We start from the raw sequence: 17,651 nt of genomic DNA, 5'->3' as shown, positions 1-17,651 counted from the left end.
CCTCTCGCAAAAAAACTCTCGGCTATTGCCTGTCAGAAGTTCTTTTGTAAAATATTTATAAAAAGATGTCCTTCGGGAACACCCTTTACACTTTGAAAAATTTTTCTAATATTACTATACCTTTGATAAATTACTTGTAATATTACAAACCTATTTTAATTCATCTAATATACTTAGTGTTCCTTTATTCTCTAAAAATTGTAAAATTATATTGTATATTAGCACGTTAACAGATGAACACTCTCTTATATATTCTTTAACATATATTTCGTAAAGTTTAATATTTTCTTCCTCTAAAAGTTTTACTGTTAATCTACTTATCTTAGGCTCATTGTTAATTCTTCCATATATCAATTTAGATTTATCTAAAATAGGTTTATTTAACCAATCCTTTACAATCATTGTTGCTACTTGTGAAGGTTTTATCCTATATCTATGCAATCCTTCACTTACTATATATCTCTCTAAGTCAATTAATGTTTCCCTCATTAATCTTACTCCTATTGAAATTTCTGTTCTATCCACTTCAAAAACCTCCATAACAAAAGTGTTCCTCGGGAACACTTTTAAAATTATCTATAATATTTTTTAACTTCCATACATCTTATAATAATAAATAAAATAAATTTATTTTACTTATTTGACCCCTATCGTATATCCTTTCTAAAAAAATATTAATTAATCGTATCGCCTTTTACCAGCTCTCGTTCCAACAATTGCACAAGCAAATGCTGAAAACCCTAATAAAAATAAAACTACCAACATTAAAAACATACAAATCCTCCTTTTTTATATTACTTTGATTGAGTAAATTAAATAAAATAAGCATTAAAATACTTGCTTTATTTAATTTACTGAATAATAAAAAGGTGTTCCCAGGGAACACCCTTATATTATTATTTATCTTATTTTTTCTTCTTCTACTATTCCATTTACAACTAATCTTTCAGTTGTACCTTCAGCTCCATAACAAGTTATTAAGTTAAATATTTGGCTTGTTGAATAATTAATACTTGATTCCTCTAAACTATATTCACTATACTTATTTCTTTTATTTAACTCTTCAATTAACGATACATACTCTACCGTTCCAAGTTCATATTCTCCATTAAATATATCATCATTTTCATTTGTTATAAAAATTGAAAATATATCACACTTCATAGCTTTTCTTTCCGTATAAATATATAAATATCTATGCTCTTTCAAAAAATCTTTATCTATATATTTTCTAAGTTCACCGAACATTTGACTACTAGCCATATTATGCCCAAAAATAAATGTATTCCCTTTTGTAAAGTTTGTTCCACTATAAGAAAATATTGAACCTAAAGGAGTATATTCTTTATTCATATCATTATATAGATATTCTTCATCAGACTCTCCAACCAATATAGGATAATCAATTTTTGTTCCAGGAACATAAATCCATGCCTTTATATCTTTATTTATACTGTTTAATTTCTCAAAGTCTATAATTCTATCTAATGGATCATTAACAACTTCACTTGTTGCTACTTCTCTAAGACTTTGATTTTTAGCTTTATTTGATATCATATATCTAAATTCAACAAACCCCTTATATAGAAACACTATTGATACTATTAATAATATACTTGCTATTACTTTTCGCATTTTTTCTTTTTCTTCCCTACTCCAAAAAATAAAATACTGCTACCTATTAATAAACAAGTCCCTACCCCTAGATATAAATAAGCTTTATTATCATATCCTGTTGCTGGTACTTTAGGTTTTTCTTCTTCTATAATCTTAGTATGTTTGGGAATAACATTTATGTCATAAGACATAGTTTTATCAGCTTCATTCCAAGATGGAATTGATACTAAAAATGGTGTTATGTTTTCATAGTTTGAAATATCTGTTGCATATAGCAAATATACTCCTACATCTAAATCATCTATAGTACATTTTCCATTTTTATCAGTTGTTAATATATTATCTGTACTTACTACCTTCTTAAATAAGTTAGCTGCTAATTCCAAATCTGTAGCAGTTTTTATATTATTTAAATCTATATTTACTGCTTCATATTGAGTTAATACTTTATATTCTCCATTTATAACATCAGCTACTTTAGATAATCCAAATTTCACATTACCTTTATCTCTATTATCTTCAGTATCAGATAAAGTTATTGTAATACTACCAGTTCCACTTTTTACTTCTTCAAGTATATCTCCTGGCACTAATGTACTTCCACTATCTTCTTTATCTATTACAACAGAATCAGTTATTATAGCTCTACTATTGATATTATTAATAGTATCAGCATAAACATTAACTGCTGATGCTGATATAGAAGATACTAATAAAGCCATAGCTAATATATAATTAATCTTCCTTAACTTCATGCCCTTCTCTCTCCTTTCTTCTTTTATCACTTAGTTTTAAAACTACTGCTAAAGTTAAAAATATAAAAGGAATACTAGCAAATAGTATTTCTCTATTAGACATTCTATTTGATTCAATACTCTCATATTCAGATGGTTCATAAGGAACTCTTTCACCCGTAACAACTAATCTGTGAGTGTTAATTCCATAAGGAGTACACGTTATTAAAGATACTAAATCTTTACCTTCAATAATATTTACTGCATCTATATCTTCAGGCTCAATAACTTCAATATTATTCACTTTATAAGCTAATGTTTTATCTTGTATTCTAACGAAGAATAAATCGCCTTCAACTATTTCATCTAAACGAGTGAATAATTTCGCATTAGGAAGTCCTCTATGCCCTGTTAGAACGCTTCTAGTATTAATTCCCCCTATAGGTAAACTACTGTTGTAAACATGTCCTACGCCTACTGAAAGCACTTCATCAGATGTCCCATGATATATAGGAAGATTAACATTTATTTTAGGAATTTCAATGCTTCCCATTATTCCATTTCCCATATCAAGAATATTATTATAGCTTTCTTCACCTAAAACACTAATTGAATTAGTATTTAATATATTATTTTTGTAATTAAATAAAGCTGAATTATATTCTTCAGCTTTATTGTACTCTAGTTCTAATTCTGCTCTATCTATATTATTAACTGCATTTTCGTAAGTTGCTATAGCTTCTCTCTGATAAAAACTTTCTATAATACTACTACCTAAAGGATATATACATATTAGAAATCCAATTATAAATATTATCTTACGAATAACATTTCTCCCATCCATATCAACACTCACTTTCCATTGTCTTTATTTATATAAGCTTTTTTACTTTTTACTCTTTTTTCTTGATACTGCTAATGCTCCTGTCATTAATGTTGAGCCTAAACCAATTAATGCTATAGTTGCACCCGAACCAGTTACAGGTAGTTTGCTACCAACCTTATTTATTACAGTTATGTTAAGAGATCCATCATCAACATTAGTATCTAATGGTTGATTATTCTCATTAAATATTCCATCCCAAAAAGTTTTTATATTGGCAGTTGCTTCTAAAGTTTTAAGAGTTTTATCAGTTGCTCCATCACCTTTTACATAAACATTTCTGTTTTCTGTGAAAGTAGGAATTATATTTATTTCTATTGGATCTAATATTGGTCTATATCCATCAGGAGCACCAGTTTCCTTTAACCAATAAGTACCTTGGTCTAATCCAATAATTGTGAATACCCCTTCTGCATCAGAAACCATTTCTACTGCATCACTTGGTACACCACCTTGAACACTATCTCTATTGATTACTATATATCCACTTTCAGCTTTCTTTACATATACTTCATTTTTGCACTCTTTATCAGAGTATAATCTAAATTTAGCATTTTCTAGTTTTAAATCATGGTCATTTATCTTTAAACCATTGATTTTATAAGTGAAGCAAACTACAGTATCCCAAGGAGTTTCCCCTCTATCAGTTTCTCCATCACCATCAGGATTATTTGAAAACTCTAATTTAACATCATTTTCAAATCCTGGTCTACCAGTATCATTAGCTGCTTTATCATTTAAAGTAGCATTGAATGTTAATTCTACTTTTTGCCCATAAACATTTTCATTTAAATCATTCTTATTATTAAACTCTCTATCAACTATTGCCTTTAAATCAACAATTTCTACCTTGAAAGTTTCATCTTTTCCTGGATTTTCAACTACATTAAACTCACTATTTTGTAATGTATATGATTTTCCTGTAGAATCACTTATTTTAATACCTACTGAATTATTATTAAATGTTAAAGCTTCGTCCATTTTATCATGCCAAGCATAATAATAAGTATGATAACCATTCATATTTGGTACATTTGACTCAAATTTGAAAGGTACAGTTTGTCCTATTTCATAATCCCCTATATCGTTCCAACCATCATTTCCAACTGAATCTACATTATCATCTTCTTTTATCTTCTTGATAACTGATGGATAATCAGATTTTACTTGAACTGATGCATTAGGATTAGCCGTATTTACCATACATAAAGATCCCGCTGAATGAGAACCTGAAACATTAGATACTTCATCTACTATATAATATCCATAATCTAACCCTGTTAATTCTATACTGTTATTTGACTTAACTTCTGTAACTGTTACAACATCAGATTTAATTTTTAATTTCACTATCTCGTTTCTTAACTCTTCAACAAAATATCTAAACTCACTATATCTTCCTTCTAAAGTTTGTTCAGCATTAGCACCTTCAACTTTATTGTTGTTTAAAGATTGAATATAATCTATAATTTCATATTCTGTTACTTTACTAGCTTCTTTGTTTAATTTCTTACCAACAACATTTTTTAATGCTGGTGCATAATCTGGATTCATTGTATAGTTTATAGATTCTAAACCAGTAGAATTTTGAGCATTGAATAGCTTGTACACATTGAACTTTTTACCAACTAAAGTTTGACTTGTGTTATTACCTTCAATAGTAATTGAAGCACTTCCACGACCAAAATTTGCTACACCCCCTGGTGTATTTTTATTTACAAAAGCATAAGTTGTAGCAGCACTTTCATTTCTAGTTTCTGCATGAGCCATTACACTTGGTAATGTACTCGTTGCTAAAACTCCCGCAACTAATGCATATGATAATACAGATTTTAATATTTTATGTCTTGCCATTTGACTATCCCCCTATAACCTATCTCTTATTTTCTTTCTTAGATTTTCTACTCATTATAATTGCAACCCCCATTAAAGACATACCAACTACTAATATAGGTATCATCATTCCTGATCCTGTACTTGGTAGTTTCATAGTTATGTAATTAACTACTTTAACGCTGATTACTCTATCATTTTTATTTCCTTCTATATGAATATCACCATTTGTAGAATTAGCATTATACTTAACTCCATCTATTGTAAAGTTAAAAATACCATTTGATGGTTGAGATTCAGTAACTACTTCATATACATGAACATTTCCATTTGAATCTACAGGTATTCTATAACCTTCAGGTGCTTTTGTTTCTTTAAAATAATATTGAGTTCCAACTTTTAACCCATCAAAGAATAATTCTCCTTTTTCGTTAGAAACTGCCTTACTTATTTCATTTCTACATTCTCTATCAGAATATAAAGTAAATTCAGCACCTTTTAATGGTGTATTCTTATCATTAACCTTAACTACTTTTAATTGAAAAGGTCTTAAACTATTTTCTACTGTCAATACCCCATTGCCTTCTGATTCTACATAGCTCATTCCCATATTAGTAGTATTAGATATTACTCTTATTGTATTACTTGATGTAACTTCAAAAACAAACTCATTTGGATTTACTTCAAATCCTTCAGTAGTTGATATTTCTATTATTTTATGTGTTCCTTGCTCTAACCCCTTAATTACTATTTCTCCATTTGGATTAGTTGTTAATTCTTCAGTTGTTCCGTTAGGTTTTGTATGTCTAAACTTTACATTAGGTAGTAATATATGTGTTCCTTCTTGTACTTTTCTTATAGTAAAATCTAAGGAATCTTCTTTTATTGTAGGCTCAACATAAGTATTAACATTTTCAGCAGAACTGTTAGGAGTTATTCTTCTAACAAATACTTCTTGGTTTACCTTATAACCAATAGGGGCTTTAGTTTCCTGAATTGTTATAGTCCCTAAAGGTATGGTAGGTGCAGAAGTACTATTATAGTAGAAAGGATCTCCTGATACTTTATAACTATCACTTAAATACGTAAAACCATCACTATCAGTTTTTAACACCCAAGTTCTTGTTGGAGATACTCCTAAATCTGAAGGGTTTACATTATCTGCGTACTCCCCTGCATAATACTTAATAGTAAAGTGAGCATCTGCTAAAGAACCACTACCTTGAGGTTTATTAGCACCAGTATCGGCATCTACTTTTCTAATTAAGATACCAATTGGGTCAGCTTGAGGTCTATCTGTAAATGCTTTAGTTGACTTACTACCCGAATTAACTGTTATCGGATATATATTTCTATCTAATGCATATCCCTTAGGTGCCTTGGTTTCTTTAATATAATAAGTTCCTGAATCTAATTGAATTTCTTGTGACCAACCATTAGAACCTATAACAAGAGTTGCTACTTGACCTGTAGCATTAGATCCTGTAAATACCCCATATTCTGCACCAGTTATATTATAATAATTATTTCCATTCGTTATTGATGGATCGGCAGATGATTTAGATATTTGTAATGAACCTTTGGGATTATACATCCAAAATGCTAAATCTTGATAAGAGCTTCCTTCTGTATCAGCAATATATGCAGTAAATGAAGATGGTGGTTCAGGTAAACCTCTTACTTGATTAAGTAATCTTCTACCTAAGTTTTTACCATCACCATGTCTTACTTCAGAAATAGCCATTGCAGTCGCAATTCTTAAACCATTAGATGCCCAACCACCTATTTGTCCTGGTCCTTCAAAACCATAATACAATATCTTTCTTATATCAGAATTACCTTCAACCGAAGTGCTAAGTATTCTTACCCCAGTTCCTGGTGATACCTTAGAGTGATCAGCACAAAAAGCTGTACGTCCATTTATACTAAACATATCTGACCTACCCATAAGAATCCCACCCTCATAGTAAGTTAAGTTACCATGATTAGTAACAGTCATTCCAGTTCTAGCTGCCATAAAAGATAATGATCTTCTCAATCTAGTTCTAATAGGATTTAAATTATTCAGACTTTCTAAAATTGGATCTACATTTTCATCTTGAAGATAATCTAAAGCTAAATCTTTCTTTGATATATCTACTAAAACAATACAATCACCTATAGTTTCTAAATCAATAAGCTTGTTTATATATTCATCTTTAAAAAAGAAGTTTTCATCTACCTTATCTTCTAACTTATGCTTAGAAACAAGTTCTTTTCTAAAATTCAAAGCTTCTTCAGAATCATATATACCTTCAAGATACTCATTAAGTATCTTATCTACTTTATTCTCTTCTTGTGGCTTTTTCTCATTAGTATCTATTTCATTTGATGTATCTTGTATTTCTTCTTGAATCACATCTGATTGAACTATTTCATCTTTAATTTCTTCTTTTGGATTTTCTGTGAAATTAATAATTATAGAATTAGCATTTTCTTTTAGATTAACATCATAAATTTTACTATTTCCATTTATTACTCCATCATTCTCTATACCATCAATAGATGATATAAAATATCCTTCATTCGGTGTAGCAGTTATTCTTAAATTAGTATCTACTGTACAATCTGCTCTAAAAACATCTTTATTTCCTAAAGAATATTTAGAACTTCCATCATCAATAATAACTTCACCTTCCCCTTTAACTTTTATTTCTAGCTTCGTTATATTAGATGCTTCTGCTGGTATGGCTTGAACATTTCCTACAACTAAAATACTCACTAAAAACAAGCTTAAAATTCTTTTGAGTTTCCTCACTAAGTTTCCCTCCTTAACTTTTTATTTCAGATAAAAAACTGTAATTAATTTTTCTCCCCCCCATCAACTTTTTAAATTATGCAATTAAAAAACTCCAACTATTTAATAGTTGAAGTTCTTTATGTTACATAATTAGATTTAAAAGTGTTCCTCGGGAACACTTTCTTTATTTAATCATTTAATAGTCTTAATATTTTATTTATAGCCTTTTCTTTACTAAGGTTCTCACATTTCATAATATTGGCTACATCAAAATTTAAGTAATAATCAGAAATATTTTTATTATTATAAGCCATTCTCAATTGTTGTATATCACTTTTAGATAAAATTATATTCCCCCTATCATTTTTCATTAACAATTGCTCCTTTACTGAAAAATAACAATTAAAAAGTGCCTAGTTTCTAGGCACTTTAATAATACATACTATAATATTTTTTATATTACTTAGTCGCTCCACAACTACAACTATGTCCAACTGTAACTGTTTCTGTCCAAGCTGCTTTATCTACTACCCATTTCTTTTCTGTTACTGCTGGGTGGTTAACACTATTTGTTCCTACTTGAACTTGAACCCATTCTGTTCTATGACCACCTTTATCTTCACCTGCCATCATATGCTTTTTAACATGAGCAGCTATATCTGTTCCAGTCAAATCGGCATTACAAGTGTTACAAATATCTCTAGCTTGATCTTCATATACTGGAATACTTTCTGTCCAAGCTGGTTTAACAACTACATCTTCCCAATGACCTACCTCCTCATGGTGAACTTGTTCAGTTATAGGGTTCCAACTATGAGTATGAGTACTTCCATTTGAAGTGTTACTATTAGTGTTACTGCTAGTATTACTATTAGTGTTACTGCTAGTATTACTACTATTGTTATTGCTAGTATTACTATTAGCATTGCTACTACTAGATTGGCTATTATTTTTATTAGTATTATTGATATTTATATCATTACTGCTTGTACTATTTTCAGGCATATTGATATTAGATTCAGTTTCTTTCACTTCCTCTTTTTTATCTTCAGCATTATTATTTTCTTTTGATACTACTGATTCATCTTTATCTTTTTTATTATCTTCTTTTTTATTATTGATAACTGGTTTATTATTTTCTGCTATATCATTTGATTTACTTGCTCCATTAACTAACACTCCACCAATAATTCCAATAACTATAGTTCCTACTATTACTCCACTTGCCACAATTCCTTTTTTACTCTTTAATATTTTTTTTATTTTTTCTAAATTCATCAATTTACCTCCTTATAAATTTGTGTTCCTCGGGAACACTTTTTTACCTTTAATTCCTCAATATCTTTAATTCCTCAATATCTTTAATTTATCCTCTGTTTTAGCAATATTATACCAAATTTATTTTTATTTTGTAATTCTTGTAGACGTATCAAATGTAACTACTGGTGCTACTTTTCTATCTAGTATTAAATCTCCATTCCTTGCTTGTTTATAAATAGATCTATTAAATTTTGCAAAATTACTATTTGAAATTTCTTGCGAACACTCCCACTTAGTTTTTCTTAAAACCTCTCTTGTTCTTTCCTTTTCAGCTTCATGTTTTTCTTTTAAATCTTTTAAATTTCTCTGTATATATTTTCTAATAGCATCAACACTCTTGCCAATTCTACGAGATATTTCTTTAGCATCTACTCCAGCTAAATATAATTTTTCAATCATAATTTTATCTCTCAAATCCAATACCATAATTAATACCTCCAAATATATATAGTTGCCCCAACCCATTTAGTTGGACATTTTTATTTTCAATTACCATATTTAACTAATTTAAATATATATTATCATTTGACAAGTATTTTGTCAACAGAAGTTTTGACGACAAGATTATTTTCTTGTCGTGCTATGAATATGCTTTATTTTTATGTCTAAATAAATGTATACACTATTATGAATGAGGTGATTATATGAAATCTACTTTTGCTAACAATATAAAAAGCCTAAGAATAGATAATGATTATAGCCAAAATGATCTATCAAAAGCCCTAGGTATAACAAGATCTCGCTATTCAAATTACGAAAATGGAATAAGCGAGCCAAATATTGAAATTTTAATAAAAATATCTAGTTTTTTTAATTGTTCAATTGATGATCTTTTAAAAAGTAGAATTAATACTGTTGTCAAAAGTAAAATAGATACTATTATATCTGAAGAACCAAGAATTAGTGTAAATTTAAATGAATTTAACTATTCTGACTTAAAAGAAAAACTTTTAAAAAATAAAAGATTTTATGAAGAAAAGAAAAAAACTATATTAAGTGAAATTGATGTTAAAATATCTGAAATAGATTCTCTTTTAAATTTTATAAACAATATTTATAATGAAGATTTAACAAATGAAATTTCACACAACAAAAAAGATGAGTAATAATTTTCATATCACTCATCTTTTTTATATTTTCTTATATTAAATCTATCCATTATTAATTCATGTCCCCTGGGAACACTTTTCTTTTAACATTTCTTCAAGTCTTTCCTTTTAAATTTTCTCAAAACACCTCTAAACTTTTACATAGTTGCCCCAACCCATTTAGTTGGACAAATTTAATTATCTACTTATATTTTTGTCTTATTACAACAATATAATATCAATTTCAACATTTTATGTCAATATGAAATGTTTATCTTTTTGTTATTTTATTCATATCGAAACTTTTTCTGTTTTTTGTTCTATTTTGCTATTATTCTATTGATAGAAAGGAGTGATTTTTTTTTGAAAAAGAATTACTTTTGTGAAAATCTAAAATATATAAGGAGTTCTTTAAATATCAGCCAAAAAGAAATAGCAAATCACTTAAAATTAAATCCTAGCTCATATTCTAACTATGAAAATGGTCGCCGAGAGCCTGGTATAGATGTTTTAATAAAAATTTCCGATTTCCTTAACGTTGAAATAGATAAACTCTTGACTGAAAACCTTAGCAACAATGATAAATTTTTGAAGGATATTCAAAACAAAATTTCAAATGATATTAATTATGATGAAAAAATTAAGGATATTAATTTAGATATGCGTAAAAATATCTTATTTGAATTGGAGAATAAAAAAAGAAAATGTTTATCCCTAATTAATTATGAAATTCCAAAAAAAATTAAAGAAATTGATAATCTAATTAAGTATATAAATCTTTATACCGATCAAGATGTAGAGATTAGTGATGAAATCTCACCTAATACTAGTGAACTTAAAACTAATGAAAAAAGTATTGACTATAGATCTATAAACCTAATTGGAAAAGTATCTGCTGGGAATCCTTGTTATGCTTACGAAGAAATAATAAACACTTATAAAATCCCTTCCAATATCCTATGTCCTTCTAAAAATTATTTTATTCTTGAAGTTAAAGGAGATAGTATGAATAAAATCTATCCCCCTGGTGATTTAATATTAATTGAAAGTACAAATTTAGTTAATAATGATGATATTGTTATTGCTGTAATTGATGATGAAGCTACTTGCAAAAAAATCAATTTCTCTCCTAATGAAATTATTTTAACCCCTCAAAGCACTAACCCAATACACCAAGTTCAAATATATAAAGATATTAATGTTCATATATTAGGTAAAGTTCTTGGTAAACTTTCTGATTATATAAGAAAAGATGAGTAATAGTATATATTACTCATCTTTTTATATTTTAACTAATCAGGTATATCATTTAATAACTCATTAATAGAGTTCTCATAATCAGTATTTTCCTTATCTACAGATATTTCTTCACATTTTTTTTTATTATCTTCTTGTAACCTATCTAGTACTTTTTCTACTATTTTATTAATATCTATATTGGAATGTACGTTACTTGTTCCATTATTATTCCCTTTTAGAACTGCCCATTCTAATACTATTCTTTCTAAACTAGCTGAATCACTTGAAAGGTTTCTATCCTCTTTATTTTCCCTAACAATGTTTAAAGTTTCTTCTTCTATTGTATAGGTCTTACTTATCTTCGCCATTTTAGTATCTCCTTATTTAAAGACTTTTGTACCCACAATGTAAAGACCTTTAGCAGTTGCCATTTGTGGTGCTTCTACTAAAGTACCATTATATATTTTCATTCTTTGAGTAGTTCCTCCACCAAAATAAATATCCATTTCTTCAGTATTAACCCAATAACTATCAACTTCTTGAGCTACTTTTTCTGAAAGTATTCTGTATCCTTTTTCCTTTAATTTATCATAATCACCAGTATTACTATCTATTTCAAATAACTCTTTAGATAAATTATATTTATCATTTAATTCTCTTTGCACATATTCAAGAGCTGTCTTATTTCCTAATTCAAGCGATTTAGATTTTTTATCATTAAACTTCATTCCCTTATCAAAGTATGTAAATTCTGTAGTTCTAAAACCTACAGTTACCATTCCAATAGGTTTATTAGTAGTTGTTCTATCTCTTAATTCCCAAAATAATGCTGCATCTGACTCTCTAAATATTGATATATCTTCTATGAAAACTTTCTTATAACATTTAGTTATATTATTCATTATCTTTACTGTTTTACCCTTATAAGCTTCTATCACTTCTGTTAAAGTTCTTTTATTATAAGATTTATTTGGAACTCCTAATACAAGTTTAACACTATTAGCTACTGCTAACTTATCTAATAATGCATATAATAATTTTTCAGCAGTTAACGTAATCTTAGATTCCATATTATTAGAAGTTGGAGAATAACCTTCTACTTCAGCTAATATACCAGCAAAATATTCTTCTCCTTCAACTTCTAAATATATCGGATCTTTATAGTCATCAAAATCTATTTCTCTTCCTAGACTAACTATTGATTTAAAGCAACATTCACTAGCTTCTCCATTGTAAACTGTATAACCTTTTGTATATCCACGCCCAATATCTGCTCCTATTATTTGAGATTCTTGATTAATAATATTTTTCTCCATTTTTACACCTCTTTTTTTATTTCCTAATTACTATATTTATATAGTAACACATAAAAATTGTTATGTCAATGCTATATCAATTTTCAACTAAAAATAATTGATATAGCATTGGTATATAAATTCAAATTCAAATATTAATTGTTATATCAACGTTATATCAATTTAATATATTTCAAAAATTGATATACCATTGTTTTATAAATTTTTTAAATATTGTTCTAAAGCAATATTTATTATTTCTCCAATAGTTTCATTGCTTTTATAAGATAATTTTTTTATCTCTTCATAAATTCCAGTATCTATCCTAAATGATCTTACATCATTTATATTACTTCTCACTCCTGTAATATTACTTGTAATATTGTTTGAATTCTTTTTATTAATTAATGATAAAATTTCATCTAAATTATCTAATAATAATAATAGTCTTTCATTATTTACTTCATCTTTAAAATTCTTACTATCTTCTCTTTGGGTATTTGCTTCTTTTTTAGTAATATTACTTGTAATATCATTTTGTAATACATACTGATTATCTATCTTTTTATATCCTAATCTAATAAGTCTTTTATGAATTACTCGTTCATTTTCTCCAAATGATTCTTTTTCGATTTTCACCATTGGTTTTCCATTATTCAACTCTTTATTTATAAATTCAACTATTTTTATTAAATTATTTCTGTTCCATTCCATTTTTACACCTCACACTTACTTGTAATATTACACTAATATTGTACCATTATTTTACATGTAATTGTAAAAATAAGCGATTTATATATTAAATTAATATACAAATCGCTTACCTATATATATCTTTATGAACTTTTAAATCTTTTCTTTTTTTTTATTATGTTCATCAGCTTTTTTTGAAGCATCTTTAACAATATCTTTTATTCCTACAGTTTTTGTTACTGCTGCTTCTCTAATATCTGAATTATATTCTAAAGCTTTTTTTTCTATAAGTTCAAAATTAACACATCTTTTAGCTATAAAGCTTCTTCCACTTATAACCTTATTATATAATTTATTAGCTTTATTTTTAATTACATCTTCATTTTTATTTATAAATCTTATTTGCTTTGTTAATAATATTGAATATTTACGATTATGTCTTTCTTCAAAATTATACTCTACTATATTTTCTTTATGTACTGGTATCATATTATTTAAATTTATAACACCTAAATCTCCATTCTCCAATTTAAAAAAATCTATATTATTCTTCATAGATTTATGTTTTTCTTTAGGTGATGCCAACGGAGCTATATAATTCATCCCATTAACTTCTAATAATATCCCTATATATGGACGTGATTCATTTTTATTATCTCTAATATTATCATCAAATTTCTTTAGATAATTTATATAATCCTCTTTAACTATATATATTCTCATTCCCATTCTCCCCTTATAAAAAAAAAGTAATCAATTTTGATTACTTTTTTCACTCTTTTAGTTTCTCGCTTACTGGTGGAGATTCACCGCTCTTTTAGTTTCTCGCTTACTGGTGGAGATTCACCGCTCTTTTAGTTTCTCACTTACTGGTGGAGATTCACCGCTCTTTATACTGATTTATAATCATTATATTCTATATAATATATTATACCATTCTGCATATAAATATTCAACTACATTGTACTTTTATTTATGCCTTTATATAAAGATAACCAATGATCCTAATAACTAATGATTTTTGTATAAGATTAATTTATCTCTCTTTTTCTTTCTCTTTAGTTAAGTCGATTTTTTCTTGTATTATATTTTCTATTTTACTATTAGCCTTTCTTATACTTTCTAATCTTTTTTCTATATTTTTAAATTCATTACCTAATAATGAAATTTCTTCTTTTTGTTCAATTATTTTTTCTTTTAACTTATCTATACTAACGTTTGTATTTATACCCAAGTTTTCTAGTTTTTCTTTAGCATGAAGGAACATTAATATCTCATTTTCATGTTTTTTATATCCCCCAAATATAGTTTTCTTATTTCCATGTTTCTCGTAAATTTCTTTATAATTATTGTATGTTATCAAATATTTAGATACTTGATTAAATTTAGCGTTCTTATTTTCTAATTCTTTAATAATATTAATTAATTCATCTTTCTTATTTAATACTTCTTGTACTTTACCATCAAATTCATTTCTATTTGATATATTTTCTTTTCTTAATAGAACTATTGCATTTGCAAGCTCTTTAACATCTCTTATCTTATTTCTTCTGATAGTAAATACATTTTCATCAATTTTAACATCTTCAACTTTAATATCATTAGATTTTTTATCTTGACTAGTAAAGTAATTATTTATTTCTTTACCAGTTAATATTTCTTCTTTTTCCCCTGAAGAATCTATAAATTTATATTCATTTTTTGATAATGTTACTTTACATTCAAACTCATTAATCCAATTACATTCTGATTTATTTATAAATATATAGTTTTCACTTCCTGGCACTCTAACAAAATAATTATTTTCATTTTGATTAATAATAATATCTTTATTAATTATTATCTCTTTAGCCTTGTGATTTTCATTAATTCTATTTTCTATAGCTTCTTTAGTATATTCTTCACCTATAGTTTTTCCTCTGCAAAATCTTTGCTGATTAGGTGCTTTAAATGCTATATATTTTCCTTCCTTTATTTCAAAACCTCTATTAATCATTTCAGTTTTTAATTCATCAAATGACTTAACTTTATCTATTAATTCATCAAGAGTATCTTTAATGTAAGCTTTCCAACTTGTACCCTTTTTATTCTCCAACCATTCTTTATAATGCTTACCTTTTCCTTTAGGATTTTCTACAATACTTAATCCATTTTCTTTACATAGTTCATCACTTATTTCTCTAATTTCTTTAAAAGTATCTTTATTGCAATTAAACTTTCTATAGGTCGCATAACTATAAGCATTAAAAATAATATGATTATGAATATGCCCTTTATCTATATGCGTTGCAACTACATACTCATATTTTTCATCTGTTAATTTCTTTGCTAATTCTTCACCAATTCTATGAGCTTCTTCAGGAGTTATTTTATCTTTTCTATCAAAAGATTGTATCATATGATAAGCTAAATTGTTTGATTTTTTACTATAATCTCCTATCACTTCTTTACAAGTTTCTTCTGTCATTTTAAACTCTAAATATGCAGTTTCAGGGGCACAATTTCCCCCACTTACTAATAATTTTCCATCAGTTTTGCTTTCATCCATTATATAATCTAATGCTTTTTTTAATGTTGACTTGATAGATTTGATTTTAGTAACTGCCATACCTGTTCAAGCTCTCCTTTTAACTCTTTTATATCATCTTCATAAATTCTATTTGTTTCATTTGTTCTTTTAGCAATTTGATTTATATTAACCCCAATTTTATTAATCTCTTTAATTAAATTTTTTATTGTAGTATAATCCGTTTTAACTACATAACCATCTATTAACATCTTTCTTGCATATGCCCCAAAGTTATCTGTTCCTAACTGTTTCATTTTTTCTTTTATCATTTTATCTTCTTCTTCGTTCACTCGAAAAAATTTCTGTATATCTCTTTTTCTATTAACCATAATTTATAATTCCTTTCTAAAAAATAAATCATATATGATTTATTCTATTCGGGGGTTTGGGGGTATCCCTCAACAAGTAATTTTAAAATTAAGGTTTCCTTATATTTTAAAATTAAAGTGATGTGGCTATCCACTCACTATGCTTGCTACCCTTCTCTATATCTCTTATTATACTTTTTAGGAAAAAGCATTTCAACAAAAAAGACTAGTAATTTTTTTACCAGTCTTTATCTTTATATTTATACTAATTGCCATACTCCTCGTTCTATATTTACGAAAATATTAGGATATATCTGCAATGTTTGTCTTATCTTAGCTTTCCAATTTGGATTATTATATGTCTTCTTATATCCTTCTAAACTCTTATATAACTTCTCTAAATTTACCCTTCCCCCTAAACTTTCAATTGTTGAAGCAACAAGGTCTTTCCAAGTAACCTTTAAACTATCTCTTAAATCCATTTTTCCCCTTTTTGTAATCATGTAATCTAAAATTAAAGGCTCATCTTTTCTAAGTATTAAACAATATTCATGTGATATTTTTATAAAATTTTCATTAAAATATTTTCTATGATTGCTCATACAATTATGTTGTTCTTTAATTACTATTTGCTCTACAGTTCCTAATTTATTCATATCCAAAAGCATTGAATATAATTTATGATTCTTTTTTACATCAGCCATCAATATTGCCATTCTTCCTCCAACTTTCAAACTCGCATATTGTTTTGATAGGCAATAATTAATAGCTTTTATAAACTCTTGATAATCTTTAATATGAGATAAATCATTTTTCAAAGGTGTATCTCCATACATATGACCACTATACTTAATAATATCCCAATAAGGTGGATGCCAATATATAAAATTATTTCTTTCTTTAATATCATTTTCTATTAAATCAAATTTTGTTTCTTCTCCTTTCAATCCATTTAAATCATAACAATTAGTTATTATTCCTAGTTTTTTTCCTACATCAGCAGTTGTAAAACTTCCACTCATATAATCACTTATTTCATCAAATTTATAAATTTTATGTAGGTCAATTAATAATTTTCCTGTTGCATTTCCCCTATATTTATTATCTCCATATTCCCCTCTAGTTGGATAAGAAACTATACTATTCATTTTTAAAATCTCCTTTATATATCTCGTGTACATGCTTGTACACAGACGTAATTTACTTATTTTATACGTAGACTACATATAAACAATGTAGTCTACATTTTTTCATACAATTTACCTCTAAGAACTTCTAATTGTTCTTTGAGCT

18 protein-coding genes are annotated in these 17,651 nt (G+C 27.0%); 2 read left to right on the top strand and 16 right to left on the bottom strand.

All coding sequences use genetic code 11. The annotated features are described in order from the left end of the window. Positions 1-150: 150 nt before the first annotated feature. The 9 genes from EJJ37_RS15630 to EJJ37_RS15590 form a co-directional block, all read right to left on the bottom strand. Positions 151-525: a hypothetical protein gene (locus EJJ37_RS15630; RefSeq protein ID WP_042398880.1), complete on the bottom strand. Its 375-nt coding sequence runs from the start codon at positions 523-525 to the stop codon at positions 151-153. A 375-nt stretch (positions 526-900) separates the two neighbouring features. After that, complete coding sequence (locus EJJ37_RS15625; RefSeq protein ID WP_052330677.1) at positions 901-1,635, bottom strand: class B sortase; 735 nt, start codon at positions 1,633-1,635, stop codon at positions 901-903. Continuing rightward, positions 1,623-2,372 carry an LPXTG cell wall anchor domain-containing protein gene (locus tag EJJ37_RS15620; protein WP_052330678.1) on the bottom strand — a complete coding sequence of 250 codons (750 nt, stop codon included), beginning with the start codon at positions 2,370-2,372 and terminating at the stop codon, positions 1,623-1,625. Before EJJ37_RS15620 ends, EJJ37_RS15625 begins: the two co-directional genes overlap by 13 nt. Continuing rightward, positions 2,353-3,195, bottom strand: a complete 843-nt coding sequence (locus EJJ37_RS15615; protein ID WP_042398885.1) for a class C sortase — start codon at positions 3,193-3,195, stop codon at positions 2,353-2,355. The genes EJJ37_RS15620 and EJJ37_RS15615 overlap by 20 nt, the downstream gene beginning before the upstream one ends. Before the next feature lie 42 nt (positions 3,196-3,237). Further along, entirely contained in the window at positions 3,238-5,088 is a 1,851-nt protein-coding gene (locus tag EJJ37_RS15610; protein WP_074846609.1) for an isopeptide-forming domain-containing fimbrial protein, read from the bottom strand. 19 nt (positions 5,089-5,107) lie between these two features. After that, positions 5,108-7,864, bottom strand: coding sequence for a SpaA isopeptide-forming pilin-related protein (locus EJJ37_RS15605; RefSeq protein WP_074846606.1), 2,757 nt, complete (start codon positions 7,862-7,864; stop codon positions 5,108-5,110). A 170-nt stretch (positions 7,865-8,034) separates the two neighbouring features. Next, a complete protein-coding gene (locus EJJ37_RS15600) occupies positions 8,035-8,217 on the bottom strand; it encodes a hypothetical protein (protein WP_074846604.1) in 183 nt (60 codons plus the stop codon). An 88-nt stretch (positions 8,218-8,305) separates the two neighbouring features. Continuing rightward, complete coding sequence (locus tag EJJ37_RS15595; RefSeq protein ID WP_133016441.1) at positions 8,306-9,124, bottom strand: hypothetical protein; 819 nt, start codon at positions 9,122-9,124, stop codon at positions 8,306-8,308. A 126-nt stretch (positions 9,125-9,250) separates the two neighbouring features. Further along, positions 9,251-9,592, bottom strand: a complete 342-nt coding sequence (locus EJJ37_RS15590) for a DNA-binding response regulator (protein WP_133016440.1) — start codon at positions 9,590-9,592, stop codon at positions 9,251-9,253. Between the two features lie 218 nt (positions 9,593-9,810). On the opposite strand from EJJ37_RS15590, the gene EJJ37_RS15585 reads away from it, so the two are divergent. Together EJJ37_RS15585 and EJJ37_RS15580 are read left to right on the top strand one after the other, a co-directional pair. Further along, positions 9,811-10,272 carry a helix-turn-helix transcriptional regulator gene (locus tag EJJ37_RS15585; protein ID WP_052330680.1) on the top strand — a complete coding sequence of 154 codons (462 nt, stop codon included), beginning with the start codon at positions 9,811-9,813 and terminating at the stop codon, positions 10,270-10,272. 345 nt (positions 10,273-10,617) lie between these two features. Next, complete coding sequence (locus EJJ37_RS15580) at positions 10,618-11,514, top strand: helix-turn-helix domain-containing protein (RefSeq protein WP_166484796.1); 897 nt, start codon at positions 10,618-10,620, stop codon at positions 11,512-11,514. Positions 11,515-11,546: 32 nt separating this feature from the next. On the opposite strand, the gene EJJ37_RS15575 is transcribed toward EJJ37_RS15580, so the two are convergent. From EJJ37_RS15575 to EJJ37_RS15545, 7 genes are all read right to left on the bottom strand, one after another. After that, on the bottom strand, positions 11,547-11,861 hold the full coding sequence (locus EJJ37_RS15575) for a hypothetical protein (RefSeq protein WP_042398897.1): 315 nt from the start codon (positions 11,859-11,861) through the stop codon (positions 11,547-11,549). Between the two features lie 12 nt (positions 11,862-11,873). Then, positions 11,874-12,809, bottom strand: coding sequence for a ParM/StbA family protein (locus tag EJJ37_RS15570; protein WP_042398900.1), 936 nt, complete (start codon positions 12,807-12,809; stop codon positions 11,874-11,876). 195 nt (positions 12,810-13,004) lie between these two features. Continuing rightward, positions 13,005-13,502 carry a hypothetical protein gene (locus EJJ37_RS15565; protein ID WP_042398903.1) on the bottom strand — a complete coding sequence of 166 codons (498 nt, stop codon included), beginning with the start codon at positions 13,500-13,502 and terminating at the stop codon, positions 13,005-13,007. A 132-nt stretch (positions 13,503-13,634) separates the two neighbouring features. Beyond that, positions 13,635-14,204 carry a type III toxin-antitoxin system ToxN/AbiQ family toxin gene (locus EJJ37_RS15560; protein ID WP_052330682.1) on the bottom strand — a complete coding sequence of 190 codons (570 nt, stop codon included), beginning with the start codon at positions 14,202-14,204 and terminating at the stop codon, positions 13,635-13,637. Between the two features lie 313 nt (positions 14,205-14,517). Next, positions 14,518-16,089, bottom strand: coding sequence for a relaxase/mobilization nuclease domain-containing protein (locus EJJ37_RS15555; protein ID WP_052330683.1), 1,572 nt, complete (start codon positions 16,087-16,089; stop codon positions 14,518-14,520). Beyond that, positions 16,050-16,379, bottom strand: coding sequence for a MobC family plasmid mobilization relaxosome protein (locus EJJ37_RS15550; RefSeq protein WP_042398908.1), 330 nt, complete (start codon positions 16,377-16,379; stop codon positions 16,050-16,052). The genes EJJ37_RS15555 and EJJ37_RS15550 overlap by 40 nt, the downstream gene beginning before the upstream one ends. A 239-nt stretch (positions 16,380-16,618) precedes the next feature. Further along, positions 16,619-17,506, bottom strand: a complete 888-nt coding sequence (locus tag EJJ37_RS15545; protein ID WP_042398912.1) for a DNA methyltransferase — start codon at positions 17,504-17,506, stop codon at positions 16,619-16,621. Between the last annotated feature and the right edge of the window lie 145 nt (positions 17,507-17,651).

Origin of the sequence: Clostridium cuniculi (genome assembly GCF_004353185.1) — a bacterium.
Classification (GTDB): domain Bacteria; phylum Bacillota; class Clostridia; order Clostridiales; family Clostridiaceae; genus Clostridium; species Clostridium cuniculi.
Note: the sequence above shows the minus strand (reverse complement) of the source record. Positions and strands in the feature narration are given on the sequence as shown.

Excerpts from the sequence above, each read along its gene's own strand:
- EJJ37_RS15585 (WP_052330680.1), top strand. The coding sequence starts at position 9,811 with ATGAAATCTACTTTTGCTAACAATATAAAAAGCCTAAGAATAGATAAT.
- EJJ37_RS15550 (WP_042398908.1), bottom strand. The coding sequence starts at position 16,379 with ATGGTTAATAGAAAAAGAGATATACAGAAATTTTTTCGAGTGAACGAA.
- EJJ37_RS15570 (WP_042398900.1), bottom strand. The coding sequence starts at position 12,809 with ATGGAGAAAAATATTATTAATCAAGAATCTCAAATAATAGGAGCAGAT.
- EJJ37_RS15625 (WP_052330677.1), bottom strand. The coding sequence starts at position 1,635 with ATGCGAAAAGTAATAGCAAGTATATTATTAATAGTATCAATAGTGTTT.
- EJJ37_RS15615 (WP_042398885.1), bottom strand. The coding sequence starts at position 3,195 with ATGGATGGGAGAAATGTTATTCGTAAGATAATATTTATAATTGGATTT.
- EJJ37_RS15565 (WP_042398903.1), bottom strand. The coding sequence starts at position 13,502 with ATGGAATGGAACAGAAATAATTTAATAAAAATAGTTGAATTTATAAAT.
- EJJ37_RS15575 (WP_042398897.1), bottom strand. The coding sequence starts at position 11,861 with ATGGCGAAGATAAGTAAGACCTATACAATAGAAGAAGAAACTTTAAAC.
- EJJ37_RS15590 (WP_133016440.1), bottom strand. The coding sequence starts at position 9,592 with ATGGTATTGGATTTGAGAGATAAAATTATGATTGAAAAATTATATTTA.
- EJJ37_RS15595 (WP_133016441.1), bottom strand. The coding sequence starts at position 9,124 with ATGAATTTAGAAAAAATAAAAAAAATATTAAAGAGTAAAAAAGGAATT.
- EJJ37_RS15620 (WP_052330678.1), bottom strand. The coding sequence starts at position 2,372 with ATGAAGTTAAGGAAGATTAATTATATATTAGCTATGGCTTTATTAGTA.
- EJJ37_RS15545 (WP_042398912.1), bottom strand. The coding sequence starts at position 17,506 with ATGAATAGTATAGTTTCTTATCCAACTAGAGGGGAATATGGAGATAAT.
- EJJ37_RS15555 (WP_052330683.1), bottom strand. The coding sequence starts at position 16,089 with ATGGCAGTTACTAAAATCAAATCTATCAAGTCAACATTAAAAAAAGCA.
- EJJ37_RS15560 (WP_052330682.1), bottom strand. The coding sequence starts at position 14,204 with ATGAGAATATATATAGTTAAAGAGGATTATATAAATTATCTAAAGAAA.
- EJJ37_RS15610 (WP_074846609.1), bottom strand. The coding sequence starts at position 5,088 with ATGGCAAGACATAAAATATTAAAATCTGTATTATCATATGCATTAGTT.
- EJJ37_RS15600 (WP_074846604.1), bottom strand. The coding sequence starts at position 8,217 with ATGAAAAATGATAGGGGGAATATAATTTTATCTAAAAGTGATATACAA.